Below are 25,960 nucleotides of genomic sequence, written 5' to 3'. Positions count from 1 at the left end.
TCTCAGCCGCCCAGGCCGAGGAGCGCGCGCATCCGCGCGTACTTCCCGGTCAGGCGGGCGCGGGTCGCGGCGTCCAGGACCGCCAGCCGCGCCGGGTCGGCGTTGTGCGCCAGGTCCGCCTCCTTGACCAGCAGCGCACCGGGCGTGGCGAGGATGCGCGCGGCGTACGCCTCGGGCGGCTCCCCCGCGCGCTTGGTGAGCGCGAGCACGATGTCCTTGGTGCGGGGGCTCAGCGCGGCCTCGCGCAGCCACCGCTCCGACAGCGCGTCGTCCTCGACCGAGTCGTGCAGCCAGGCCGCGGCGATCTGCTCGTCGTCCCCACCGCGCCGCCGGACGCCCTCGGCGACGGCCAGCAGGTGCTCGGCGTAGGGCCGTCCGGCCTTGTCGGTCTGTCCGGCGTGGGCGGCGCGGGCGGTGGCCTCGACGTCGGCCAGGGAGAGCGGCCCGGTGGGCTCGGGGGCGGGTGGCTGGGCGGGGGTCACGTGGCCCAGTGTGTCAGTCCGCCGCCGTCGGGAAGTGGGCCGTCGGGCCCTCCCGGCAGATCAGCAGGAGCGCCCGGTCGTCGTTGACGTCCTTGGCCACCGCCTCGATCAGGTGCCAGGCGGCACCGTGGAAGCCGCCGGCGACGTAGCGGTCGGCCTCGCCGGTGAGGCGGTCGATGCCCTCGGCGATGTCCCGGTCGGAGGTCTCCACCAGGCCGTCCGTGAACAGCATCAGCACGTCTCCGGGACGCAGCGAGCCCTTCACCGGGTCGAACTGGGCACCGTCGTACACGCCCAGCAGCGGGCCCTCGGCGGTCTTCTCCTCCCAGCGGCCGGTGCCGGCGCTGAGCTGGAGGCCCGGCGGATGCCCGGCGGAGTACAGCTCGTAGTCGCCGGAGTCAAGGTCCAGGACGAGGTGGATGGAGGTGGCGAAGCCCTCGTCCCAGTCCTGGCGGAGCAGGTAGCCGTTGGCGGCCGGCAGGAAGGCGTGCGGGGGCAGACTGCCCAGCAGTCCGCCGAAGGCGCCCGACAGCAACAGGGCGCGGGAGCCGGCGTCCATGCCCTTGCCGGACACGTCGGTGAGGACGACCTCCAGGGTCCGGCCGCCGTTCGTGCGGGCCGCGACCACGAAGTCGCCCGAGAAGGACTGGCCGCCGGCCGGGCGCAGGGCCATCTCCCGGTGCCAGCCCGGCGGCAGCTGGGGCAGCTTGCTCTGGACGCGGATGCGTTCGCGCAGGTCGAAGAGCATGGTGCTGCCGCGCCTCCAGGGCACGCCGACCCGGCTGCGGAACTGGGCGAGCAGCAGTCCGAAGAGGCCGCAGGCGGCGACGACGAGGACGACGCCCGGGGTGACCCTGGACGGGCCCTCCGTGTAGGGGCCCAGTTGCACGGACTCCACGATGAGCGCCGTCGCCGCGGCCGCGTACAGGCCGAGCAGGCTCGCGGGGCGCAGCAGCAGGCCGCCCGCGACGATGGGCAGGACCAGGACGGCCGGTGAGCACCAGACCGAGTTGGCCATCGTGGTCGCCGCGATCACCGGGATCGTCAGCAGCAGCCCGGCCAGCGCGATCCAGTCCGCGCCGTCGCCGCGGAAGTGGTCGACGGCGGATCTGCGCACGCCGACGCGGGCCCGGTGCCACTGCTTCTTCAACCGGGCCGTGAACGTCTCGGCTTCCGCGCGCCGCTGTCGTCCTGCTGCCATCAGTTCGGGACCCTATCCATCGGACCGGTCGCTCGGCACGGGAGGTCCTGGTTGTCCCCCGTCCGAGGCCGGACTTCACAGTGAACTTCACGAACGGCCGTCGCGCCGCAACCTGGCGGAAATTCCCTCGCCCGCCCGGTGGGGCGCTGGTAGGCATGGCTCCATGGGCAATGACGACATCGGCGGGTTCGACCCCACGAGCGGGCTGCGCGTTCTGCGGCAGGACGAATGGGACACGTGGTACGGGATGCTGCTCCGGGCCTTCGGCGGCGTCCCGGAAGCGGCCGAGGAAGTGGCCCTGTACCGGGAGCTGACGCGGTGCGACCGCTCCCTCGGCGTCTGGGACGGCGACGAGTGCGTCGGGACGGCGGGCGCGTTCGCCTTCGGGATGACCGTGCCCGGCGGTGCGCGGGTGTCCGCGGCGGGCGTCACCATGGTGGGCGTCGCCGCCACGCACCGGCGCAGGGGCGTGCTGACGTCGATGATGCGGCGGCAGCTGGACGACGTACGGTCCTGGGGCGAGCCGCTGGCCGTGCTGACGGCCTCGGAACCGGCCATCTACGGCCGGTTCGGCTACGGCGCGGCGACCTTCCAGGTGAACGCCGAGATCGAGACGGACCGGGTCCGGCTGTCGGTGCCGGACGGGACGGACGACGTACGGCTGCGGTACGCCGAGCCCGCGGACGTCCTCGACGCGTGCGAGGCGGTGTACGCGCGGCTGGTGCCCGGGCGGCCGGGGATGCTGGAGCGGCGGCCCGGCTGGGAGCGGCTGGGGCTGCTGGACCCGGAGAGCGCCCGGGAGGGCGCGTCGCCGCTGCAGTGCGTGGTCGCCCGGCGGGGCGGGGAGGTCACGGGGTACGCCCGGTTCCGGGTGCGGCCGGACTGGGGGCCGACGGGGCCCGCCGGCACGGTGGTCCTCCAGGACCTGGCCGGGCTGGATCCGGCCACGGAGGCGGCGCTGTGGCGCTTCCTGTTCGGCATCGACCTGACGACGAGGCTGACCGTGCGCGGGCGGCCGGTCGACGAGGCGTGGCAGTACCAGGTGTCCGACATCCGGCGGTGCCGGCCGCAGCTGCGGGACGCGCTGTACGTGCGGCTGGTGGACGTGGGGGCCGCGCTGGCGGCGCGCACGTACCAGGCGCCGGTGGACGTCGTGTTCGAGGTCGAGGACGCCTTCTGCCCCTGGAACGAGGGGCGTTGGCGGCTCACGGGGGACACGAAGGGGGCGTCCTGCGAGCGTACGCCCGACGCGCCCGATCTCACCCTGACCGTGAGGGAGTTGGGGGCGGCCTACCTCGGGGGCGTGACGCTGGGGTCGCTGGGCGCGGCCGGGCGGGTGCGGGAGCTGCGTCCCGGTGCGCTGGCGGAGGCGTCGGTGGGGTTCGCGTCGGACGTGGCGCCCTGGTTGCCGCACGGGTTCTGACGGCCCGGGGCCGCGCGGGCGGCGGTCAGTTCCTCTGGCAGGTCGGGCACCAGAAGAGGTTGCGGGCGGCGAGGTCGGCGGTGCGGACGGCGTCGCCGCACAGGTGGCAGGGCGCGCCGGTGCGGCGGTAGACGTAGACCTCGCCGCCGTGGTCGTCGACGCGGGGCGGGCGGCCCATGGCCTCGGGGGTGTGCTCCGGGCGGACGGTGTCGATGCGGTTGTTGCGGACGCCCTCGCGCATGAGCGCGACGAGGTCGGCCCAGATCGCGTCCCACTCGGCGGGGGTGATGTCCCTGCCGGGGCGGTACGGGTCGATGCCGTGCCGGAAGAGGACCTCGGCGCGGTAGACGTTGCCGACGCCGGCGATGACCTTCTGGTCCATGAGCAGGGCGGCGATGGTGGTGCGGCTGCGGGAGATCCGGGCGTAGGCGGTGCGGGGGTCGTTGCCGTCGCCGGGCGGGCGGAGCGGGTCGGGGCCGAGGCGGTCGTGTATCGCCTGCTTCTCGGGGCCCGTGATCAGGGCGCAGGTGGTGGGGCCGCGGAGGTCGACGTACGCGGTGTCGTTGACGAGGCGGAGGCGGACGGTGTCCGTGGGCGGGGGCGCGGGCGTCCCGCCGAAGGCGACCTTGCCGAAGAGGCCGAGGTGGATGTGGACCCAGTCGGTGCCGGCGGTGCCGAAGCCGAGGAAGAGGTGCTTGCCGTGGGCCTCGGTGCGGGTGAGTCCGGTGCCGGTGAGGAGGGCGGCGGCGTCGGAGAACTTGCCCTGGGGGCTGGTGACGTGCACGGTCGTGCCGGCGAAGGCGGCGGCGTAGTCCTGGGCCAGCCTGTGGATCGTGTGCCCCTCTGGCACGGGGGGTCGTCCTTTCGTGGTTCCTGCCCGCCCGCCCACCCGACTCGGTCGGCCGAGAGGCGGGCCTGACCGGGGCTCCGGCGGGGGCTGCGCCCCCTGCACCCCCGAGGGGGTGGAGTCCGGCCTCCTCGCGGGAGGCCCGGTCCGGCGCCCTCACGAAGGTCCGGGTCCAGCACCTCACGGAGGTCTCCGCGGCCCTCCCCCGGCGCTCGGCGTCGGGGGACGGCCGCTCGGGCGCTGTCCCTACTGCTGCGGGTGGTGCGGGGGGATGGGCGGGAGGTCGCCCGTGGTCTCGTAGGACGACAGCATGTCGATGCGGCGGATGTGGCGCTCGTCGCCGGAGAAGGGGGTCGCGAGGAAGGTCTCGACGAACTTCGTCGCCTCCTCCTGCGAGTGCATGCGGGCACCGACGGCCACGACGTTGGCGTTGTTGTGCTGGCGGCCGAGGGACGCCGTCTCCTCGCTCCAGGCCAGCGCCGCGCGCACGCCCTTGACCTTGTTCGCCGCGATCTGCTCGCCGTTGCCCGAGCCGCCGATCACGATGCCGAGGGCGTCGGGGTCCGCGGCCGTCCGCTCGGCCGCGCGGAGGCAGAAGGGCGGGTAGTCGTCCTGGGCGTCGTAGAGGTGCGGGCCGCAGTCGACGGGCTCGTGGCCCGCCTCCTTGAGCCACTCGACGAGGTGGTTCTTGAGTTCGTAGCCCGCATGGTCGGAGCCGAGATACACGCGCATGCGTCGAGTGTGACACGCGGGCCGCGGGGAAGCAGCGTCGGGTGTCGCCTGTGAAGAGAGGGAAAGGAAACCCTAGAACCTCAGGAGAAGCTCAAATAACGATCCGGAATCAAAGGTTTCCGAATTCGTTCACCTCCGTTTCACTGGTCCGACTCGTACACCGCTCGTACGGGTGAACGCTCGACCGGCGCAAAGGAAAAACACCCCCATGACTTCGCAGCCGACTCTGACCAAGGCCGGGAACGGCCCCGGAGAGCCCGGAGAACCCGGGCCCGGGCTCCAGGCCGGACTCAAGAACCGCCACCTTTCGATGATCGCCATCGGCGGCGTCATCGGGGCCGGGCTGTTCGTGGGGTCCAGTTCCGGTATCGCCACCGCGGGACCCGGAATCCTCCTGTCGTACGCCCTCGTCGGCGCCCTCGTGGTGTTCGTGATGCGGATGCTCGGCGAGATGTCCGCCGCCAATCCGACGTCCGGCTCCTTCTCCGCGCACGCCGACCGGGCGCTCGGGCCCTGGGCCGGGTTCTCCATCGGCTGGCTCTACTGGTTCTTCTGGGTCGTCGTGCTGGCCGTGGAGGCCACCGCGGGGGCCAAGATCCTCGAGGGGTGGATACCGGCCGTGCCCCAGTGGGGCTGGGCGCTCATCGTGATGGTGGTGCTGACCGCCACCAACCTCGCCTCGGTCGGCTCCTACGGCGAGTTCGAGTTCTGGTTCGCCGGGATCAAGGTCGTCGCGATCGCCGCGTTCATCGTCGTCGGCGGGCTGGCCGTCTTCGGCCTGCTGCCGGGTGTCGACAGCGAGCAGGCGGGGCTGTCCAATCTGACCGACCACGGCGGGTTCCTGCCGAACGGGCCCGGCGCCGTCCTCACCGGTGTGCTGCTGGTCGTCTTCTCCTTCATGGGCAGCGAGATCCCCACCCTGGCCGCCGGTGAGTCGGAGGACCCGCAGCGGGCCGTGACCAAGGCGACGAACAGCATCATCTGGCGCATCGCCGTCTTCTACCTCGGGTCGATCTTTGTCGTCGTGACCCTGCTGCCGTGGGACTCCCGGTCCATCGTCGACCTGGGCTCCTACGTCGCCGCCCTGGACTCCCTCGGGATCCCGAACGCCGGCGAGGTCATGAACTTCATCGTGCTGACGTCCGTGCTGTCCTGCCTCAACTCGGGGCTGTACACGGCGTCCCGCATGGCCTTCTCGCTCGGTCAGCGCGGGGACGCGCCGAAGGCGTTCGCCCGCACCACCCGGCGCGGGGTGCCGCAGACGGCGATCCTGTCGTCCGTCGTCTTCGGCTTCGTCGCGGTCTTCTTCAACTACAAGTTCCCCGACACGGTCTTCCTCTTCCTGCTCAACTCCTCGGGCGCGGTGGCCCTCCTCGTCTGGCTGGTCATCTGCTTCTCGCAGCTGCGGCTGCGGAAGATCATCCAGGCCGAGGCGCCGGAGAAGCTGGTCGTGCGGATGTGGCTGTACCCGTACCTGACCTGGCTCACCGCCGCGGTCATCGTCTTCGTGCTGGGCTACATGCTGACCGACACCGAGCACGACGGGCGTTCGACGGTGCTGCTGACGCTGCTCGTCGCGGCGGTCGTGCTCGTCATCGCCGTCGTGAAGCAGCGGGTCGTCGCGCGGAAGAGCTGACGGCGCCCCGGAACGCGAAGAGGCTCGCCGGTCGCATCGCGACCGGCGAGCCTCTTCGTGCGTCGACTGCTACGGGGTCACCGCTCGCCGGCCAGCTTCCAGGCGGCGGGCAGCACGCCCATGGCCAGGGCGGCCTTGAGGGCGTCGCCGATCAGGAACGGCGTGAGGCCGGCCGCGATCGCGGCGGTGAGGGACATGTCGGCGGCGAGGGCCAGGTAGGGGACGCCGACGGCGTAGATGATCGCCTCGCCCAGCAGCATCGTGCCGGCCGTGCGCAGCACCGAGCGGTCGGCGCCGCGGCGGGCGAGGGCGCCCACGACCGTGGCGGCGAGCAGCATGCCGAAGACGTAGCCGAGGGACGGGGCGCCGGTACCGGAGCCGCCCTCCGCGAACCACGGCACGCCCGCCATGCCCACCAGCGCGTACAGCGCGAGGGACAGCAGGCCGCGGCCGGCGCCGAGGGAGGTGCCGACGAGGAGGGCCGCGAAGGTCTGGCCGGTCACCGGCACCGGGGAGCCGGGCACGGGTACCGCGATCTGGGCCGCGACGCCGGTGAGCACGGCGCCGCCGGCGACCAGCGCGACGTCCCGAACTCGGGAGGAGGGGAGGAGGTCGGCGAGGACCTGCCCGGAGCGGCGGGCGGATACGGCAGCGGTGCTCATGGGGACTCCGCGGTGGTGTGGACATGTCGGGACACTGCGACGCTATCCCAGCGGACCGGAGCCGATCACGAGCAGCGCTCGACAAAGGCTGGTTCGGAGGCTTGGTGGGCTCCCGACAAAGGACGCCGGGTCCATACGCTGCGGGGTGACGCCGGTCACTGAGGTGGGGAGGCGGGTGTCACCTCCCGGGCCTCGAGCGTCGGCTGTGGAGTCCCGCCAAGGGCCGCCGGGCCGCCGGACCGAGAGGACCGCCGGACCGAGAGGACCGAGAGGACCGAGGGGACCAAGGCGCCGCGGAAGGCCGGGAAACCGGCGGGCTACCGGACCGTCACGTTCCGTATTGCCGTCGTCCGCATGGTGGGCAGTCGCTGTCGCGGGGCGGCGGCACCACCGAGACTGGGGGAGTTTTTGCCCCCGTCCCCCCACGCATTGGACGAGCCGCAAGATGTCCGACAGCACCACCACCGAGGCGCCTCCACAGTCGGACGACGCCTCCCTCTCGCACGGCCTCAAGCAGCGCCACCTGTCGATGATCGCCCTCGGCGGGGTGATCGGCGCCGGGCTGTTCGTCGGCTCCGGGGCCGGCATCGCCGCCGCCGGCCCCTCGATCGTCGTCGCCTACACCCTCTCCGGCCTCCTCGTGATGCTGGTGATGCGGATGCTGGGCGAGATGTCCGCCGCGTACCCCTCCTCGGGCTCCTTCTCCGCGCACGCCGAGCGGGCGATCGGCCCGTGGGCCGGCTTCACGGCGGGCTGGGCGTTCTGGGTGCTGCTGTGCACGGCCGTCGGCCTGGAGGGCATCGGCGCCGCGCAGATCGTGCACGGCTGGCTGCCGGGCACACCCGAGTGGGCGTGGGTGGCGCTGTTCATGGTGGTGTTCTGCGGGACGAACCTGGCCGCCGTGAAGAACTTCGGCGAGTTCGAGTTCTGGTTCGCCGCCCTCAAGGTCGGCGCGATCTCGCTGTTCCTGGTGCTGGGCGTGCTGGCCGTCGTCGGCGTCCTGCCGGGCACCGAATCCCCGGGCGCCTCGCACCTCTCCGACTTCCTGCCGAACGGCGGCAACGGTCTGATCATCGGCCTGCTCGCCTCGGTGTTCGCCTACGGCGGCCTGGAGACGGTCACCATCGCCGCGGCCGAGTCGGAGAACCCGGTCAAGGGCGTGGCGAGCGCCGTGCGCACGGCGATGTGGCGGATCGCCCTGTTCTACGTCGGCTCGATGGCGGTCATCGTCACCCTGGTCCCGTGGGACTCCCCCGAGGTCGTCGAGAAGGGCCCGTACGTCGCCGCCCTCGACGAGCTCGGCATCCCCGGCGCCGGCCAGCTGATGAACGTCGTCGTGCTGGTCGCGCTGCTGAGCGCGATGAACGCCAACATCTACGGCGCCTCGCGCATCGGCTACTCGCTGGTCGAGCGCGGCCAGGGCCCGAAGGTGCTGGGCCGGGTCTCGGGCGGGGTGCCGCGGATCGCGGTGCTGGTCTCCTCCCTCTTCGGCTTCGGCTGCGTGCTGCTCAGCTACTGGCGCCCCGACGACGTCTTCTCCTGGCTGCTGAACATGATCGGCGCGGTCATCCTGGTCGTGTGGATCTTCATCGCCGTCTCCCAGCTGCGGCTGCGGCGCCGCCTGGAGCGGGAGGCGCCCGAGAAGCTGGCGGTGCGCATGTGGGCGTTCCCGTGGCTGACCTGGGTGGCACTGGCGGGCATGGCCGCGGTGTTCGTGCTGATGGCCCGCGAGCCGGACACGCGGGTGCAGCTGTACTCGACGGGCGGGATGACGCTGGCCCTGGCGGCCGTCGGCTACGCCCGGCAGTGGCGGCGGGCACGCGGCTAGGAACGCCGGCTCTTCGGAAAGGGCCCTCGCGCGGAGACGGATCCGCGCGAGGGCCCTTTCGCGTGCCCCGGGAGACCCGCACGCCCTTCTGCTGCTAGCGTGCACCTGCAAGTCTTTTGCAATAAGAGGTCGGAGGGGATCCGCCATGTCCGTCTACACGCTTCCTGAACTGCCGTACGACTACTCCGCGCTGGCCCCCGTGATCAGCCCCGAGATCATCGAGCTGCACCACGACAAGCACCACGCGGCCTACGTGAAGGGCGCCAACGACACGCTGGAGCAGCTCGCCGAGGCGCGGGACAAGGAGTCGTGGGGCGCGGTCAACGGCCTGGAGAAAAACCTGGCCTTCCACCTCTCCGGCCACATCCTGCACTCCATCTACTGGCACAACATGAGCGGCGACGGCGGCGGCGAGCCCCTGGAGAAGGACGGCACGGGCGAGCTCGCGGACGCGATCGCCGAGTCGTTCGGCTCCTTCGCGGGCTTCAAGGCGCAGCTCTCCAAGGCCGCCGCGACCACGCAGGGCTCCGGCTGGGGCGTGCTGGCGTACGAGCCGCTGAGCGGCCGGCTGATCGTCGAGCAGGTCTACGACCACCAGGGCAACGTGGGCCAGGGCTCCACCCCGATCCTGGTCTTCGACGCCTGGGAGCACGCCTTCTACCTGCAGTACAGGAACCAGAAGGTGGACTTCATCGAGGCCATGTGGGCCGTGGTCGACTGGCAGGACGTGGCGAAGCGGTACGAGGCCGCCAAGTCCCGCACCAACACGCTGCTGCTGGCGCCCTGAGAGCCGGCCCCGGTCGTCCTGCCTCGTGATCGTCTTCTCACCCTTCACCTGGCAGGCGGAATGAGGGAAGCCCCCGCGAGGACGTGACTCGCGGGGGCTTTCCGTCTCACCCAGCGGTACCTTCCGTCTCACACCTCGGTGCCCTCCGTCTCGCCCGTCGGTCGCCGTCTGGGCAGGGCGGTGCCGTTTTGCTAGCTTCGAACGCATGGTTGCCCAGGCCCGGAACTTCACGTCGCGTCGCTATGTCGACCTGCGACGTCAGGGCACTGCCACCTGTCGCCGCCCTCGCGTGAGCTGACGGGGCACCACACCGGATGCCCCCGGCGAGCGAGTCGACAGATTCGTGAGGCGGGCGGGACGGACCCGGCGCGCCTCCTTCCGTTCCAACGGCGCAGTGTCGGACCCGTTCCGGAGGAGAACCACCCATGCCCCGCACCGCTGCAACCCTGCCCGCCTCCCCCGCGCCGCGCGGCGTCGACCGCGACCGGCGGCGGGCCACCGCCGGTGTCGTCCTGCGCTCCGTGCTGGAGCACGGGCCCGTGGCGCGCAGCACCATCGCCCGGCTGACCGGGCTGTCCCCGGCGTCCGTGACGGACTACTGCGCCCGCTTCACCCGCCTCGGGCTGGTCCGCGAGGCCGAGCAGCCCCGGCGGTCCAGGGGGGTCGGCCGTCCGCACGTGCCCCTGGACCTCGACGACTCGCGGTTCGTCGTCGGCGGGGTGCACGTGGCCGTCCCGTACACCACGGTCGCGCTGCTGGACCTGCGCGGCCGGGTGGTGCGGCAGCGGGAGCTGAAGCACGAACGCACCGATCCGCAGGGGGTGCTGGCCCGTGCGGCGAGGGCACTGACGGCGATGCTGGCCGAGGCCCGAGGCGTCCGCCCGCTCGGGGTGGGTCTGGCGGCCGGCGGCTGGGTCGACCGGGACTCCGGCGTGATCGTCGAGCACGGGCTGCTGGGCTGGCGGGACGTGCCGGCGCGGGAGGCACTCGGCGCGCTCACCGGGCTGCCGGTCCATGTCGACGGCCGCGCACGGGCGTTGGTCAACGGGGAGCGGCTGTTCGGGCGGGCGCGCGGCAGCGGGAGCGTGCTGCACCTGTTCGTCGGCAACGTGGTGGACGCGGCGTTCGCCACCCACGACGAGGTGCACCACGGGCCGCGCTCCCAGGCGGGCACGATCGCGCACCTGCCGGTGCCGGGCGGCAGCGAGCCGTGCGCGTGCGGCGGTACCGGCTGCCTCCAGGCGGAGTTGAGCGAGCGGACCCTGTGCCGCAGGGCCCGCGCGGCCGGGATCACCGACGGGGACGATCCGCGCCACGTGCTCGCCGCGGCGGGCGCCGGCGACCCGGTGGCCGCCGCTCTGCTCCTGGAGCGGTCGCGGGCCACCGGGCGGGCGGCGGGGCTGCTGGCGGACGTCCTCAACCCGGAGACGGTGGTGGTGACCGAGATCGGCGCCCTGCACCGGGAGGACTGCCTGGCCGCGTTGCGGGAGGCGGTCGGCGCGGAACGCGCGGCGGACGTCTTCCCGACGAGTTTTCCGGATTCCGTGCTGGCCGTCGCGGGTGGTTCGGTCGTTCTGGACGTGCTGTACCGGGATCCGCTGGGCGCCTCACCTGAGGCCAATTAATTCAGAAACACGGAATGTTGACACGGGTCACCGAGAACCGGAAGCATTCACCTCATGAGCTGTCGCACCCTCTGTTGCTGACGCCCCGGCGCGCCCGGAGCGCGCATCCCGCTGCGTGAATTCCCCTTCTCTTCGCCGGAATTCCGCACGCCCCACCGCATTCCACCCCTGTGGTGCCGTTCCGCCTTCCCGGCTGCCCTCGTGCTTGCCGTCCGTGCTTGCCGTCCGTATGAATTCAGGGAGTTCTCCCATGTCCGCTCCGCCTGTCACAGGCATTGACCGCCGCTTGTTCCTCACCTCGGTCGTCGGCGCCTCGGCCGCCGTCGCCGGGATCAGCGGCTGCGCGAACGGCAGTGCCGCCGCCGAGACGAAGGGGGCCGCCACCGCTCCGCTCGCCACCCAGGTGCCCGAGGGCACCAGCCTGAAGATCGCCTCTTATCAGGACAGTCAGCAGATCCAGTTCGAGCTGGCCCGTCTGAAGGTTCCCTTCGAGGTGTCGGACTGGCTGAACATCGGCGCCGGCCCCGATGTCATCAACGCCTTCCGGGCGAAGTCCCTGGACCTCGCCAACAATGCGGGTATTCCGCCGATCCAGGCGTACTACCAGGGTTTTGACGCGAAGATCGTCGCGATCAACATCACCCGCAGGCCCAACTACCTGTTCGCGACGAAACCAGGCAGCGACATTCGCAGCACCGCGGACTTCAAGGGCAGGAAGCTGGCCTTCTCGCAGGGGCAGGCGCAGGGCGTCGTGCTGCTGCGGGCGCTGAAGGAGGCGGGGCTCGCCTACGACGACGCGGAGCTGGTGCCGCTGACCAGCAACCAGTTCCTGACCGCGCTCCAGTCCGGCCAGGTGGACGTCGCACCGCTCGCCAACAGCCAGGCCCCCGCCTATCTGAAGCAGTACGGGTCCAAGGGAGCGCACACCATCGCGACCGACGTGGTGGACCTGCTCAGCCTGCTGTGGGCGCCGCAGTCCGTCCTCGACGACCGTGCGAAGGCCGCCGCCGTCGCCGCCTACATCCCGCAGTGGGCCAAGGGCCTGGTGTGGGCGTGGGAGCACCCGGACGAATGGAACCGGGAGTTCTACGTCAAGACGCAGAACCTGACCCTCGCGCAGGCCGAGGCCGTCACCGCACTGGCCAACAAGCCGCTGTTCCCCCCGAGCTGGGACGAGGCGATCAGGTGGGAGCAGGAGACCGCGGACCTGCTGGCGGAGGGCGGCTTCGTGAAGGAGTTCGACGTGAAGCAGCTCTTCGACCGGCGTTTCGAGGCCATCGCGGCGCGCGCCGTGACGGCGGAGTACCGGAGGTGAGCGCCGTGACGACCGTCACCGCCGCCGAGAGCGCGGTCACCGTCGACCAGGACGCCCCTCAGGTGCGCAGGCGCCGCCGGCTCTCGCCCGGCAAGCGGTGGCCGGCCGCCCGTCTCGCCGGACCGCTGCTGGTGGTCGTCCTGTGGACGTCCGCCTCCGCCGCCGGGGCGCTGGACCCCGGCGCGATCCCGGCACCCTGGACGGTGCTGCGGACGGCCGGCCGGCTGTGGTCGGAGGGGACGCTCGCCACCGACGTCGTCACCTCCCTGCGGCGGGCGGCGACCGGGTTCGCGATCGGGCTCGGCGCCGGGGTGCTGCTGGCGCTCGTCTCCGGGCTCAGCCGGGTGGGCGAGGCCCTGATCGACGGGACGGTGCAGCTCAACCGGGCCATACCGACGCTGGGTCTGATCCCGCTGTTCATCCTGTGGCTCGGCATCGGCGAGACCTTCAAGATCGCCATCATCGCGATCGTCGTCTACATCCCGATGTACCTGAACACCCATGCCGCACTGTCCGGCATCGACAGCCGCTACGTCGAACTGGCCGAGGTGCAGGGACTGTCCCGGCTGCGGTTCGTGCGCCAGGTGGTGATCCCCGGCTCGCTGCCCGGCTTCTTCGTGGGGCTCCGGCTCAGCGTGACCGGCTCCTGGCTGGGCCTGGTGGTGCTGGAGCAGATCAACGCCACTAGCGGCCTCGGCTACATGATGTTCCAGGCCCAGAACTACGGCCAGACGGACGTGATCCTCGTCGGCCTGCTGATCTACGGCGTCTTCGGTCTGGTCTCCGACAGCGTGGTCCGTCTGATCGAGCGGAGGGTGCTGTCATGGCGACGCACACTGAGCAGCTGACCCGTCCGGCCGTCCGGCTGCATGGCCTGACCAGGTCGTACCAGGGCCGCACCGTGCTCGACGGCATCGACCTCGAACTGCCCGCGGGACAGTTCACGGCGCTGCTCGGGCACAGCGGCTCCGGCAAGAGCACCCTGCTGCGGGCCGTGGCCGGCCTGGACCACGGCGTCGAGGGCTCAGGGCGGCTGTCCGCGCCCGAGCGGGTGTCGGTGGTCTTCCAGGACTCCCGGCTGCTGCCCTGGTCCCGGGTGCTGGACAACGTGCTGCTCGGCGCGGAGGGCAGGGAGGCCGCCGAGCGCGGCCGTGCCGCCCTGGCCGAGGTGGGGCTCGAGGGACGCGAACGCGCCTGGCCCGGGGAGCTGTCCGGCGGGGAGGCCCAGCGGGCGGCACTGGCCCGTGCGCTGGTGCGGGAGCCGCAACTCCTCCTCGCCGACGAGCCGTTCGGCGCGCTGGACGCCCTGACCCGGATCAGGATGCACACCCTGCTGCGGGAGCTGTGGAAGCGCCACCGCCCCTCGGTGCTGCTGGTCACCCACGACGTCGACGAGGCGATCGTGCTCGCCGACCGGGTGCTGGTGCTCGAGAACGGCCGTATCGGCCTCGACCTGACCATCGACCGCCCCCATCCGCGCTCCTACCGGGAGCCGGAGCTGGGCGAGTACCGGGAGCGGCTGCTGGCCGCCCTCGGCGTGACGGAGGACCACTGATGACCCGCCGGCTGCACCTGAACGCGTTCCTGATGAACACCGGACACCACGAGGCGTCGTGGCGGCTGCCGGAGAGCGACCCGTACGCCCACGTGAGCCTCGCGCACTACGTGAAGCTGGCCCGGACCGCCGAGCGGGGCACGTTCGACTCGCTGTTCCTCGCCGACGGCCCCCAGCTGTGGAACAACCTCGCGCAGCGTCCGGCCGGCGCGCTGGAACCGGTCACCCTGCTGACGGCGCTGGCCACGGCGACCGAGCACATCGGTCTGATCGCGACGGCGTCCACGTCCTACAACTCGCCCTACAACCTGGCCCGCAGGTTCGCCTCGCTGGACGTCATCAGCGGCGGCCGCGCCGGCTGGAACATCGTCACCACCGCCGGCGCCGAGGCGGCCCGCAACTTCGGCCTGGACGCCGAACCCGCGCACGCCGAGCGCTACGCCCGCGCCGCCGAGTTCCTGGACGTGGCGCTGAAGCTGTGGGACAGCTGGGAGGACGACGCGATCGTCGCCGACAAGGCCGCCGGCGTGTGGGGCGACGACTCCCGCATCCATCCGCCGCGCCACGAGGGGACGTACTTCCGTGTCGCCGGGGCGCTCAACGTGCCCCGCACCCCGCAGGGCTACCCGCTGCTGGTGCAGGCGGGCTCCTCGGCGGACGGCAAGGCCTTCGCCGCCCGGTACGCGGAGGCGGTGTTCACCGCGCAGCAGACGCTCGCGGACGCCCAGGACTTCTACGCCGACCTCAAGTCCCGCACCCGGCTCGCGGGGCGCGACCCGGAGCACCTCAAGGTGCTGCCGGGCATCGTCCCGGTGCTCGGCTCCACCGAGGCGGAGGCGCGCGCCGCGGAGCAGGTCCTGGAGGACCACATCGTTCCCGAGCACGGCGTACGGCGCCTGGAGGACCTGCTGCGGCTGGAGCCCGGCACCCTGGACCTGGACGGTCCGCTGCCGGACGACCTGCCGCCGGAGAGCGCCATCGAGGGCGCCAAGAGCCGCTACACGCTGATCGTGGAGCTGGCCCGGCGCGAGAGCCTGACCGTGCGGCAGCTGATCGGGCGGCTCGGCGGCGGGCGCGGCCATCTGACGTTCACCGGGACTCCGGAGCAGGTGGCCGACCAGATCGAGTCGTGGTTCACGCGGGGGGCGGCCGACGGCTTCAACATCATGCCGCCGGTGCTGCCGTCGGGCCTGGAGGCCTTCGTCGACCACGTCGTCCCGATCCTGCGCGAGCGCGGACTGCTGCGCACCGCGTACGGACCCCGGCAGACCCTGCGCGAGCGCTACGGCCTGCCCCGGCCCCGCAACCAGTACGTCACCGGGTCCCCGGACCCGGCCACGGCCGGACACCCCGAACCGGCCGCCGCACTCACCCGTATCTGAGAGAGGAACCCGACATGAGCGATCTGCGGATCACCAAGATCACCTCCCGTATCGGCGCCGAGGTCTCCGGTGTGGACGTCTCCCGGCCGCTGGACGGGGCGACCGTCACCGCGCTGGGCGCCGCCCTGGCCGAGCACAAGGCGCTGGTCTTCGACGACGTGCACCTCGACGACGAGGGCCAGCAGGCCTTCGTGCGCTCCTTCGGGGAGCTCACCACCGCCCACCCGACCGTCGACGCCGTCAACGGCGCCCCGAACGTGCTGCCGGTCGACAGCGAGCGGGGCCGGGCCAACCACTGGCACACCGACGTCACCTTCGTCCTCAACCCGCCGCAGGCCACCTCGCTGCGCAGCCTGACGGTCCCGCCGTACGGCGGCGAGACGCTGATCGCGTCCTCGGCGGGCGCCTACCGCGACCTGCCCGAGCCGCTGCGGCGGCTGGCCGACGGACTGTGGGCGGAACACACCAACGACTACGACTACGCGGTCCCCGACGAGGACATCGACGCGGAGAAGGCCGCCCAGCGGTCCCGGTTCACCTCGATCAAGTACCGCACGGCCCACCCGGTGGTGCGCGTCCACCCGCTGACCGGCGAGCGCGGACTGTTCATCGGCGGGTTCGCGCAGCGGATCGTGGGCCTGTCGGTGGGCGAGTCGCGCAAGCTGCTCGAGCTGCTCCAGTCCTACGTGACCCGCCCGGAGAACGTGCTGCGGCACCGCTGGTCGGAGCACCAGCTGGTGCTGTTCGACAACCGCATCACCCAGCACTACGCCGTCGACAACTACGACGGCCGGCCGCGCCGGCTGCACCGGGTGACCCTGGCCGGCCCCGTACCGGTGGGCATCGACGGCAAGGAGAGCTACTCCATCGAGGGCGACGCCTCGCACTACACCCCGGTCGCCGCGTAGCGGGGCGGACACAGCCCCTGCCGACGCAGGGGTGAGGCGCCCTCCTCGGGGGAAACCACTCACCGTGTCCTTCCGGTTCTTCCCTGTGCACACGGGGCCGGGCGACACACGGCCGTTCACCCGAGGAGGCGCCGATGGCGTACGTACGGTGTCCGAACTGCGGCGACACGATGCACGAGTTCCGGGAGCTGGAGGGGGACGAGGAGAAGGCGGCGGCGCGGCTGGCGCTCGGGGAGCTGCCGGCCGGGGAGGTCTTCGTCGCCAAGGCCTACCACCGCTGCACGCACGACGGCTGCCGCCGGATCCAGCGCAAGGACCGGTGGTGGATCGGCGCGACGCTGCCCGAGGAGGACTGACCGCCCGTGCCGTCTCCCCGCGCCCGTGAAGGAGGGCGCGGGGAGACGCGTGCGGGTCAGAGGTTGCTGAAGTCCGGGCCCTTGGTGCGGGTCCGCTTGATCTCGTAGAAGCCCGGCACGGAGGCCACGGCGAGGGTGCCGTCCCAGAGCTTGGCGGCGTCCTCGCCCTTGGGGGCCGGGGTGACGACCGGGCCGAAGAAGGCGAGCTGCTCGCCGTCGGCGCCGGGGACGGCGATGACCGGGGTGCCGACCTCCTGGCCGACCTTGTCGATGCCCTCCTTGTGGGAGGCGCGCAGCTGGGGCTCGTAGGGGGTGCCGTCCCAGTGGTCCATGAGGGACTCAGGCAGGCCGGCGTCCTTCAGGGCGGCGGCGACCGTCTCCCGGCCCGGGCCCTCGCCCTGGTTGTGGATGCGGGTGCCGAGCGCGGTGTAGAGGTCGCCGAGCACCTCGGCGCCGTGCTCCTCCTGGGCCGCGATGACGACCCGGACCGGGCCCCAGGCCTTGTTCTCCAGCATGTCGCGGTAGTCCTCGGGCAGCTCGTCGAGCTTGTCCTCGTTGAGGACGGCGAGACTCATCACGTGCCAGCGGACCTCGATGTCCCGCACCTTCTCGACCTCGAGGACCCAGCGGGAGGTCATCCAGGCCCAGGGGCACAGCGGGTCGAACCAGAAGTCGACGGGAGTCTTGTCCGGCATGTCTCTCCTCGTGAGGCGTGCGACCGAGCGTTCCTCCCGGGCAACGCGGCGCCCGGCCCGGCCATTCCCGGCTGCCGCGCGTCAGGGGCACGTGGCAGGATCAGTGCTGTCCGCATGCTGAACACCACCCGAGGGAGTGCCGCCCGTGCCCGGTGAGAATCTGTCCCGCGACGAGGCCCGGGAGCGGGCCGCCCTGCTGTCCGTCGACGGGTACGAGGTGTCCCTCGACGTGCGCTCGGCGATCGGTGAGGCGCAGGGCGCGGGGCCGCGCACCTTCCGGTCCGTGACCACGATCCGCTTCCGCTGCAACGAGCCCGGCGCGAGCAGCTTCGCCGACCTGGTCGCGCCGAGCGTGACCGCCGTGTCCCTGAACGGCCGCGACCTCGACCCGAGCGAGGTCTTCGACGGCTCCCGGATCGTCCTGGAGGACCTGGCCGCCGACAACGAGCTGGTCGTCGACGCCCAGTGCGCCTACTCCCGCACCGGTGAGGGCCTGCACCGCTTCGTCGACCCCGAGGACGGCGAGGTGTACCTGTACACCCAGTACGAGCCGGCCGACTCGCGCCGGGTGTTCGCCAACTTCGAGCAGCCGGACCTCAAGGCGCCGTTCCGCTTCGAGGTGCGGGCGCCGGAGGGGTGGACGGTGTGGTCCAACGGCGCGGGTGAGCGCAGGGAAGAAGGGCGCGCAGCGCTTCCGCAGAAGGGTGGTGGCGGGCGACGGGCGGGCGGGGTGTGGCGGTTCGCGGAGACGAAGCCGATCTCGACGTACATCACGTGCGTGGTCGCGGGGCCGTACCACTACGTCACGGACTCCTACGAGCGCGTGTTCGAGGACGGTACGCGGCTGGAGATCCCGCTCGGTGCGATGTGCCGCAAGGGACTCGCGCCGCACTTCGACGCCGACGACGTCTTCCTGATCACCAAGCAGGGCCTGGACTTCTTCCACGACCACTTCGACTACCCGTACCCCTTCGGGAAGTACGACCAGGCGTTCGTGCCCGAGTACAACCTCGGCGCGATGGAGAACCCGGGGATGGTGACCTTCCGGGAGGAGTACATCTTCCGCGGGAAGGTGACGCGGGCGTCGTACGAGGGCCGCGCCAACACGATCCTGCACGAGATGGCGCACATGTGGTTCGGCGACCTGGTCACCATGGAGTGGTGGGACGACCTGTGGCTGAAGGAGTCCTTCGCGGACTTCATGGGCGCGTTCGCCAACGTCGGCGCGACCCGCTTCAAGGACGCCTGGATCACGTTCGCCAACCGCCGCAAGGCGTGGGCGTACCGCGCCGACCAGCTGCCCTCGACGCACCCGATCACGGCCGACATCCGTGACCTGGAGGACGCCAAGCTCAACTTCGACGGCATCACGTACGCCAAGGGCGCGAGCGTGCTCAAGCAGCTGGTGGCCTACGTCGGGCAGGACGCCTTCATGGAGGGCGCGCGGCGCTACTTCAAGCGGCACGCGTACGGCAACACGCGCCTCGGCGACCTGCTGTCGGTGCTGGAGGAGACCAGCGGGCGGGACATGGCCGCCTGGGCGCGGTCCTGGCTGCAGACGGCCGGCGTCAACGCGCTGACCCCGCAGGTGCTGCTGAGCGCCGAGGGCCGGATCGACGAGCTGGCCGTCGTGCAGGAGGCCGCCGAGTCGCACCCCGAACTGCGGCCGCACCGGGTGGCGGTGGGCCTGTACCGGCGTACGGCCGAGGGCACGCTGGAGCGGTACGCGCGCGCCGAGGCGGACGTCGACGGGCCGCGCACGGTGGTGGCGGAGCTGGCCGGCGCCGAGGCGCCCGAGCTGGTCCTCGTCAACGACGACGACCTGACGTACTGCAAGACCCGCTTCGACGAGACCTCGCTGGCCACGCTGCGCGAGCACCTGGGGTCGCTGACCGATCCGCTGGCCCGCGCCCTGTGCTGGTCGGCGCTGTGGAACATGACGCGGGACGCGCTGCTGCCGGCGCGGGACTTCACGGCGCTGGTGCTGCGGTTCGCGGGGCGCGAGTCCGACATCGGCGTCCTGCAGATGCTGCACGCCTGGGCCACCTCGGCGCTGGTGCACTACGTGGCGCCCGAGGGACGCGAGTCCGTCGGCCGGCTGCTGGGCGAGGGCGCGCTGCGGGAGCTGCGCGACGCGGCGCCGGGCGGCGAGCAGCAGCTGGCGTGGGCGCGGTTCTTCGCGGCGGTCGCCTCCGACGCGGACGAGCTGCGGCTGCTGCGCGGTCTGCTGGAGGGCACGGAGAAGATCGACGGGCTGGACGTGGACCAGGAGCTGCGCTGGGCGTTCCTGGAGCCGCTCGCCGCGCACGGCGAGGCCGACGAGGACGTGCTGGCGGCCGAACTGGCCCGGGACGACACGGCCTCCGGCAAGCGGCACCAGGTGCGCTGTCTGGCCGCCCGTCCGTCGGCGGCGGTGAAGGCACAGGCCTGGGCGCAGGTCGTGGAGTCCGACGCGCTGTCGAACGCCCTGGTGGAGGCGACCATCGCGGGCTTCGCGCAGCCCTCGCAGCGGGACCTGGTCGCGCCGTACGCGGAGAAGTACTTCGCGGCGATCGAGCGGGTGTGGAGCGAGCGGTCGATCCAGATCGGGATGGACGTGGTCCGGGGCCTGTTCCCGTCCCTGCGGGACTCCCAGGACACGCTCGACGCGACGGACGCCTGGCTGTCCGCCCACGAGAAGGCCGCGCCCGCCCTGCGCCGACTGGTCCTGGAGGCCCGGGACGACCTGGCGCGGGCGTTGCGCGGACAGGCGTGCGACGCGGCCGCCTCCGGCGGTCGGTGAGGTCAGGCCCCTGCGGGGCGGTGCCGCCGGACCCGCGCGCCGGAAGCACCTAGCCTTGGCCAATGGTTGGGCGTTCCGTCATCGTTACGGAATTCGGTCAGGAACAGCCGTAACCCCTGGTCCGCACCTTCGCGGACCAGGGGTTTTCGGCATCCGAACATCCGTCCTTTAGGGCGGGCTCGTCCCGATTCGTCGATGGACGTGTAACAGCGGTTAAGGGACGGACGGGACACGGGAAAGTCCCCGGTCATGACGCACAACACCCCGCTCTCCCCCCGCCCCCTCCACCACCCGGCCGCCGGCCGGCGCCGCCTGACGACGGCCGCGCAGCTGCGGGCGCACGGCGTCTCGGCCGCCGAGACCGCCGAACGGTGCCGCCCCGGCGGACCCTGGCAACAGCTGCTGCCGAACGTCGTCCTGCTCCACCCGGGCCCGCCGACCAGCGACGAGCGGCTGCACGCGGTGCTGCTGTACGCGGCCCGGGAGCGCACCGCCGGCCGGGCCGCCGGCGTGCCGGTCCAGCCCGGTGCGCAGGGCACGCCGGACCCCGTCTACGCGGAGGCGGTGATCACGGGCCTGGCCGCGCTGACCCTGCACGGTTTCCACTCCGCTCCCCCGCTGCCGTCCCTGGACGCCGTCGACGTCCTGGTGCCGCGGACGCGCCGGCTGCGTTCGACGGGCTGCGCGCGGATCGTGCGCACGGCCGCGCTGCCCGCCGCCGTGCAGGTGACCGGGGTGCCGGTGGCCCCGGTGGCGCGGGCGCTGGCCGACGCGGTGGCCGGACTGGCGGACGCGGGTGACGTGCGCCGGCTGCTCACGGAGGCGGTGCGCGGGGGGCACTGCGAACCGGCCGCGGTGGTACGGGAGCTGAACCGGGCGCGGCTGCTGGGCCGGCCGCACGTGGTGGACGCCGTGGACTCGCTGGTGGCCGAGGGGCGGGCGATCGCCGAGCAGCGCCTGTACCGGATGGTGCGCGAGCACGGCCTGCCGGACCCGGTGTGGAACGTCGACCTGCGGCTGCCCGGCGGACCCCACCTCGGCGGCCTGGACGCCTACTGGCCGGAGCAGGCGGTGGCCCTGGAGCTGGACACCCGCGCCCACCGCCAGGAGGACGACGCGCTGTGGTCGGAGTACGCCCGCAAGCGCGAGCACCTGGAACGACTGGGCATCACGGTCGTGCACGTCACGCCGCGCAAGCTGCGGGAGGCGCCGGAGCAGCAGGCGGCCGTGGTCCGTACGGCGTTGATGGCGGCCCGGGACCGGGAACCCGCCGCGTACGTCGTGGTACTGCCCCGGTAGTGACGGACCGGGGCAGTACCAGGAGGGGAGAGGAGGGACCGGCGGGCGTGCGCGCCCGCCGGTCCCTCCTCGTGTTCCACGGGATTGTCACGGGCCGTCCCTTACGTCCCCGATGGCGTATGGCGGAAGTACGCCACGACTCTCCGACGTCACGGACAACTCTCCCCAAACAGCGATCTCTTGCGTAAGGCTGAGCGATCGTCCGGGATCACATTCCGGACCATCTCGACCGGCGCCGATCGGCCCCGGTCGTTCACGCTCGTTCCTTCACCTCAAGGGATGCCGATGACCCACACCCCCCAGCGCGAACCGATACCGGGCGCGAGACGCGTGGCCCGCACAGCCGTGGCCGCGGGTCTCGTCGCCGCGCTCTCCGCGGCCGGGCCGATACCCCTGGCGTTCGCCGCCGACGGTCCGGGCACCGGGACCGTGCCGCCCGCCGAGGCCTCCGTCAAGACCGCGCACGACAAGCTCGGTCCGGACGACGCGGACCGGCTCGCCGAGGCGAAGGCCGACGGCACGAAGAACGTCACGATGATGATCGCCACCGCGCCCGGCGGGACCGAGCGGGTCGCCGAGGAGCTGAACGCCGTCGACGGCGGCACCGTGGGCCGGACCGACGACAGGCTCGGCTACGTCCGCGCCACCGTCCCCACCGGCAAGGCGGACTCGGCCATCGCCGCCGCCGCGAAGCTCTCCTCCGTGCACGGCATCGACCTGCGCGACGAGATCCCGCTGGACGACCCGACACCGAGCGCGGACACGGCGAAGGGCGCCTCGCACCAGGGCCGTTCCCACCCGGCGCCCAACCGGAACACGCCCGCCGAGAACCCGTACAACCCGTCCTTCGAGACGGGCGCCGTCGACTTCGTGAAGAAGAACCCGAAGGCGGACGGCCGCGGCGTCACCATCGGCATCCTCGACTCGGGCGTGGACCTCGCCCACCCGGCGCTGCAGAGGACCACCACCGGCGAGCGCAAGATCGTCGACTGGGTCACCGCGACCGACCCGGTCGTCGACGGGGACGCCACCTGGCGGCGCATGGACACCGCGGTGTCCGGCCCCGCCTTCACCTACGGCGGCCGGAGCTGGACGGCGCCCGCCGGGTCGTACCGGGTCAACGTCTTCCGCGAGTCCGTCACCGCCGGCGGCGACGCCAAGGGCGACGCCAACCGGGACGGCGACACCACCGACTCCTGGGGCGTCCTGTACGACGCGCAGGCCGGCACGGTCCGCGTCGACCTGAACGGCAACCACGACTTCACCGACGACACCCCGATGAAGCCGTACAAGGACGGCTTCCAGATCGGGTACTTCGGCACCGACGACCCGAGGACGGACGTGGCCGAGCGCCAGCCGTTCGTGGTCGAGATCCGCAAGGACGTCCTCGTCGACGGGTCGGGCACCAGGGCCGACTTCGTCAACATCGGCGTCATCGAGTCCGAGCACGGCACCCACGTGGCCGGACTCGCCGCCGCCCACGGCCTGTTCGGCGGGAAGATGAACGGCGCGGCCCCGGGCGCGAAGATCGTCTCCTCGCGCGCCTGCTCCTGGTCCGGCGGCTGCACCAACATCGCGCTCACCGAGGGCATGATGGACCTGGTCATGAACCGCGGCGTCGACATCGTCAACATGTCCATCGGCGGCCTCCCGGCGCTGAACGACGGCAACAACGCGCGCGCCGAGCTCTACACGCGGCTCATCGACACCTACGGCGTCCAGCTGGTGATCTCCGCGGGCAACGAGGGCCCCGGCGCCAACACCATCGGCGACCCGGGCCTGGCCGACAAGGTCATCTCGGTGGGCGCGTCCATCTCCCGCGAGACCTGGGCCGCCAACTACGGCTCCGCGGTGCGGACGAAGTACGCGATGATGCCGTTCTCCTCGCGCGGCCCGCGTGAGGACGGCGGGTTCACGCCGACGCTCACCGCGCCCGGCGCCGCGGTCAACACCATCCAGACCTGGATGCCCGGCGCCCCCGTCCCGGAGGCCGGCTACGACCTGCCGGCCGGCTACGGCATGCTCCAGGGCACCTCCATGGCCTCCCCGCAGGCCGCCGGCGCCGCCGCGCTGCTGCTGTCCGCCGCCGAGCGCGAGGGCGTCGACCTCACCCCGGCGAAGCTGCGCACCGCGCTGACCTCCACCGCCGACCACATCAAGGGCGTGCAGGCGTACGAGGAGGGCGCGGGCCTGGTCAACGTGCCCGACGCCTGGCGGGCGATCGAGCGCGGCGTCACCGCGCACGAGTACACCGTCGAGGCGCCGGTCGACACCGCGATCGACCAGTTCCTGAAGACCCCCGGCCACGGCACCGGCCTGTACGACCGCGAGGGCGGCCTGAGGGCGGGCCAGAAGAAGACGTACGAGATCACGCTGACCCGTACCTCCGGCGCCGACAAGGCGATCCGGCACGAGCTGCACTTCGAGAACAACGCCGGGCGCACCTTCCGGATCGTCGGCTCCGACGAGGTGAGGCTGCCGCTGAACGAGCCGGTGACCGTCGAGGTCGAGGCGCGGCCGGGCTCCGCGGGCCTCAAGAGCGCGATCCTCGAGGTCGACGACCCGCGCACCGGGGGCATCGACAAGCAGGTCCTGACCACGGTCGTGGTCTCCGCGCCGCTGACGTACTCCTTCTCCGCGAAGAACTCCGTGCAGCGCAACAGCACCCAGTCGTACTTCGTGACCGTTCCCGAGGGCGCGAAGACGCTCGAGGTGGCGATCGGCGGGCTGAAGGACGAGAGCCAGACCCGGTTCATCGCCATCCACCCGTACGGCGTCGCGGTCGACAACACGTCCACGCCGTACTGCTACAACAACTACCTCGACGGCAACGGCTGCCGGCCCGACGTGCGCGCGTACGCCGACCCGCAGCCCGGTGTCTGGGAGATCGAGGTCGAGGCGCGGCGCACCTCGCCGCTGCTGGACAACCCGTACACGCTGGACGTCGGCGTCCTCGGCGCCGACTTCGACCCGGAGGTCGTGACCGTGCCCGAGGCGAAGGCGGGCACCCCGGCGACCGCGTCCTGGACGGTGACGAACCGGTACGCCGCCCTCGAGGGCAAGCTGGTCGGCGGCCCGCTCGGCTCGGCGAAGACGTCCCGCCCGACGATCGGGCAGGGCGAGACGGTGACGACCACGGTCGAGGTGCCCGCGGGCGCCACGTCGCTCGACGTCGCCATCGGGGGCGTCTCCGACGCGGCCTCCGACCTGGACCTGACGGTCTACGACCAGGACGGCGCCGTCGCCGGCCAGTCCGCCGACGGCGACTCGGAGGAGTCGGTGTCGATCCCGGCCCCGGCCGCCGGCACCTACACCGTGGAGGTCGCGGGCTACTCGGTGCCGTCCGGCACCACCGGGTACGACTACCGGGACGTGTACTTCGCCACGTCCCTCGGCTCGGTCACCGTGGACGGCTCGGCGCCGGTGAAGCTCGGCACGGGCGAGACGGCGACGGTCTCCGGCAGCGCGACCGCGCTGGCCGCCGCGCCGGAGGGCCGTGAGTTCTTCGGCCGGGTCCAGCTGGTCAACGCGCGCGGCACGGTCGCGGGCCTGGGCAGCGTACGGATCGGCAAGGTCGTGCCGTAGTCCGGTACGGCAGGCCGTGAGGGGGCGGGCGCCCGCCGGGGTGCCCGCCCCCTCGCCTGTGCCGCGTTCGCCCTTCTGGGCCGGTTCGCAGCGGAACGTTCAGCTCCGCACCGTAGATCTTTTCTTCACACTGCCTTCACTGTCACCATGTGCCGCATGACGCACATGACCAAAGGCGCCAACGCCCCTGTTCCGACCGTCCCGTTGCGGATCGCCGTGGGCCGGAACCGGGTACCGGGGGTGCCCGCCGTGGAGGCCGCCGCGCTGCTGCTCGACGCGGCCGGCACGGTGCGCGGCGACGCCGACATCGTCTTCCACGGCCAGCCCGCGCACCCGTCCGGCACCGTGCGCCACGTGGGCACCGGGGAGGGCGGCGGGCAGCTCGCCGAGTGGCTGGAGCTGGACCTGCCGCGGATCGAGGCGGCCGTCCAGCGGGTGCTGATCGCCGGGTCCTGCGACGACGGGGTGTTCGGGCAGGTCCCCGGCCTGTACGCGCAGGTGGTGGCGCCCGACGGCACGGTGGTGGCGCACTACGACGTGAGGGACGCGTCCAGCGAGACGGCCTTCGTGCTCGGGGAGCTCTACCGGCGCGACGGGGCGTGGCGGTTCCGCGCGGTGGGCCAGGGCTACGACACCGGGCTGGCGGGGCTGGCGACGGACTTCGGGGTGGTGGTCGCGGGGGCCGCGGCGGCCCCGGTAGCTGCGGGGTCCACGGCGGTCCCGGCCGCGCAGGCGGCTCCGCCGGTGGTGCCGGCCGCTGCCGCGCCCGTGTCCGGGCCCGTGCCCGTGTCTGGGCCTGCCCCCGTGCCGACGTCCGGGCCCGTGCCGACGTCCGGGCCCGTGCCGCTGACGGGTGTGGG

The 25,960-nt window shown here is 72.4% G+C and carries 20 protein-coding genes and 1 pseudogene; 15 read left to right on the top strand and 6 right to left on the bottom strand.

Annotated features, from left to right (window positions below; genetic code table 11):
* Window positions 1-2 precede the first annotated feature (2 nt).
* Complete coding sequence (locus JHAT_RS23095) at window positions 3-482, bottom strand: HD domain-containing protein (protein WP_171991014.1); 480 nt, start codon at window positions 480-482, stop codon at window positions 3-5.
* A gap of 13 nt (window positions 483-495) precedes the next feature.
* A complete protein-coding gene (locus JHAT_RS23090) occupies window positions 496-1,683 on the bottom strand; it encodes a PP2C family protein-serine/threonine phosphatase (protein WP_077800176.1) in 1,188 nt (395 codons plus the stop codon).
* A 163-nt stretch (window positions 1,684-1,846) separates the two neighbouring features.
* Here JHAT_RS23090 and JHAT_RS23080 point away from each other — a divergent pair, with 163 nt between their 5' ends.
* Window positions 1,847-3,106: a GNAT family N-acetyltransferase gene (locus tag JHAT_RS23080; RefSeq protein WP_077800175.1), complete on the top strand. Its 1,260-nt coding sequence runs from the start codon at window positions 1,847-1,849 to the stop codon at window positions 3,104-3,106.
* Between the two features lie 25 nt (window positions 3,107-3,131).
* Here the strand turns inward: JHAT_RS23080 and JHAT_RS23075 are convergent, their stop codons facing one another.
* Window positions 3,132-3,956, bottom strand: a complete 825-nt coding sequence (locus JHAT_RS23075) for an Fpg/Nei family DNA glycosylase (protein ID WP_077800174.1) — start codon at window positions 3,954-3,956, stop codon at window positions 3,132-3,134.
* A gap of 243 nt (window positions 3,957-4,199) precedes the next feature.
* Window positions 4,200-4,685, bottom strand: a complete 486-nt coding sequence (locus JHAT_RS23070; protein ID WP_077800173.1) for a ribose-5-phosphate isomerase — start codon at window positions 4,683-4,685, stop codon at window positions 4,200-4,202.
* A gap of 208 nt (window positions 4,686-4,893) precedes the next feature.
* On the opposite strand from JHAT_RS23070, the gene JHAT_RS23065 reads away from it, so the two are divergent.
* The gene (locus JHAT_RS23065) at window positions 4,894-6,321 is read left to right on the top strand and encodes an amino acid permease (RefSeq protein WP_077800172.1); all 1,428 of its coding nucleotides are present in this window, start codon (window positions 4,894-4,896) and stop codon (window positions 6,319-6,321) included.
* Between the two features lie 77 nt (window positions 6,322-6,398).
* Here the strand turns inward: JHAT_RS23065 and JHAT_RS23060 are convergent, their stop codons facing one another.
* On the bottom strand, window positions 6,399-6,983 hold the full coding sequence (locus JHAT_RS23060) for a biotin transporter BioY (protein WP_077800171.1): 585 nt from the start codon (window positions 6,981-6,983) through the stop codon (window positions 6,399-6,401).
* A gap of 445 nt (window positions 6,984-7,428) precedes the next feature.
* Between JHAT_RS23060 and JHAT_RS23055 the strand changes: the two genes are divergently transcribed.
* The 9 genes from JHAT_RS23055 (at window position 7,429) to JHAT_RS23015 (ending at window position 16,739) form a co-directional block, all read left to right on the top strand.
* Entirely contained in the window at window positions 7,429-8,811 is a 1,383-nt protein-coding gene (locus tag JHAT_RS23055; protein ID WP_077800170.1) for an amino acid permease, read from the top strand.
* Between the two features lie 145 nt (window positions 8,812-8,956).
* Entirely contained in the window at window positions 8,957-9,598 is a 642-nt protein-coding gene (locus JHAT_RS23050; protein ID WP_077800169.1) for a superoxide dismutase, read from the top strand.
* Window positions 9,599-10,023: 425 nt separating this feature from the next.
* Window positions 10,024-11,223 carry an ROK family protein gene (locus tag JHAT_RS23045; RefSeq protein WP_077800168.1) on the top strand — a complete coding sequence of 400 codons (1,200 nt, stop codon included), beginning with the start codon at window positions 10,024-10,026 and terminating at the stop codon, window positions 11,221-11,223.
* Window positions 11,224-11,473: 250 nt separating this feature from the next.
* The gene (locus JHAT_RS23040; protein ID WP_077800167.1) at window positions 11,474-12,538 is read left to right on the top strand and encodes an ABC transporter substrate-binding protein; all 1,065 of its coding nucleotides are present in this window, start codon (window positions 11,474-11,476) and stop codon (window positions 12,536-12,538) included.
* A complete protein-coding gene (locus tag JHAT_RS23035; protein WP_077800166.1) occupies window positions 12,535-13,386 on the top strand; it encodes an ABC transporter permease in 852 nt (283 codons plus the stop codon). Before JHAT_RS23040 ends, JHAT_RS23035 begins: the two co-directional genes overlap by 4 nt.
* Window positions 13,362-14,093 (top strand): ABC transporter ATP-binding protein, encoded by a 732-nt coding sequence (locus tag JHAT_RS23030; protein ID WP_077800165.1) that lies wholly within the window; start codon window positions 13,362-13,364, stop codon window positions 14,091-14,093. The genes JHAT_RS23035 and JHAT_RS23030 overlap by 25 nt, the downstream gene beginning before the upstream one ends.
* On the top strand, window positions 14,093-15,475 hold the full coding sequence (locus JHAT_RS23025; protein ID WP_077800164.1) for an LLM class flavin-dependent oxidoreductase: 1,383 nt from the start codon (window positions 14,093-14,095) through the stop codon (window positions 15,473-15,475). The genes JHAT_RS23030 and JHAT_RS23025 overlap by 1 nt, the downstream gene beginning before the upstream one ends.
* Before the next feature lie 14 nt (window positions 15,476-15,489).
* Complete coding sequence (locus JHAT_RS23020) at window positions 15,490-16,383, top strand: TauD/TfdA family dioxygenase (RefSeq protein ID WP_077800163.1); 894 nt, start codon at window positions 15,490-15,492, stop codon at window positions 16,381-16,383.
* Window positions 16,384-16,517: 134 nt separating this feature from the next.
* Window positions 16,518-16,739 carry a hypothetical protein gene (locus JHAT_RS23015; RefSeq protein ID WP_077800162.1) on the top strand — a complete coding sequence of 74 codons (222 nt, stop codon included), beginning with the start codon at window positions 16,518-16,520 and terminating at the stop codon, window positions 16,737-16,739.
* A gap of 56 nt (window positions 16,740-16,795) precedes the next feature.
* On the opposite strand, the gene JHAT_RS23010 is transcribed toward JHAT_RS23015, so the two are convergent.
* A complete protein-coding gene (locus JHAT_RS23010; protein ID WP_077800161.1) occupies window positions 16,796-17,434 on the bottom strand; it encodes a DsbA family protein in 639 nt (212 codons plus the stop codon).
* A gap of 145 nt (window positions 17,435-17,579) precedes the next feature.
* Here JHAT_RS23010 and pepN point away from each other — a divergent pair, with 145 nt between their 5' ends.
* The 4 genes and pseudogenes from pepN to JHAT_RS35440 form a co-directional block, all read left to right on the top strand.
* A complete protein-coding gene (gene pepN / locus JHAT_RS23005) occupies window positions 17,580-20,216 on the top strand; it encodes an aminopeptidase N (RefSeq protein WP_171991013.1) in 2,637 nt (878 codons plus the stop codon).
* A gap of 249 nt (window positions 20,217-20,465) precedes the next feature.
* On the top strand, window positions 20,466-21,515 hold the full coding sequence (locus JHAT_RS23000; protein WP_077800160.1) for a hypothetical protein: 1,050 nt from the start codon (window positions 20,466-20,468) through the stop codon (window positions 21,513-21,515).
* 285 nt (window positions 21,516-21,800) lie between these two features.
* Window positions 21,801-25,100, top strand: coding sequence for a S8 family serine peptidase (locus tag JHAT_RS22995; protein ID WP_077800159.1), 3,300 nt, complete (start codon window positions 21,801-21,803; stop codon window positions 25,098-25,100).
* Window positions 25,101-25,247: 147 nt separating this feature from the next.
* Window positions 25,248-25,703 (top strand): annotated as a pseudogene (locus JHAT_RS35440) (TerD family protein); the annotation flags it as partial.
* Window positions 25,704-25,960: the final 257 nt, after the last annotated feature.

The organism is Streptomyces sp. JHA26 (genome assembly GCF_002005565.1).
Taxonomy (GTDB): Bacteria; Actinomycetota; Actinomycetes; order Streptomycetales; family Streptomycetaceae; genus Streptomyces.
This window is presented reverse-complemented; position numbering and strand designations above follow the sequence as displayed.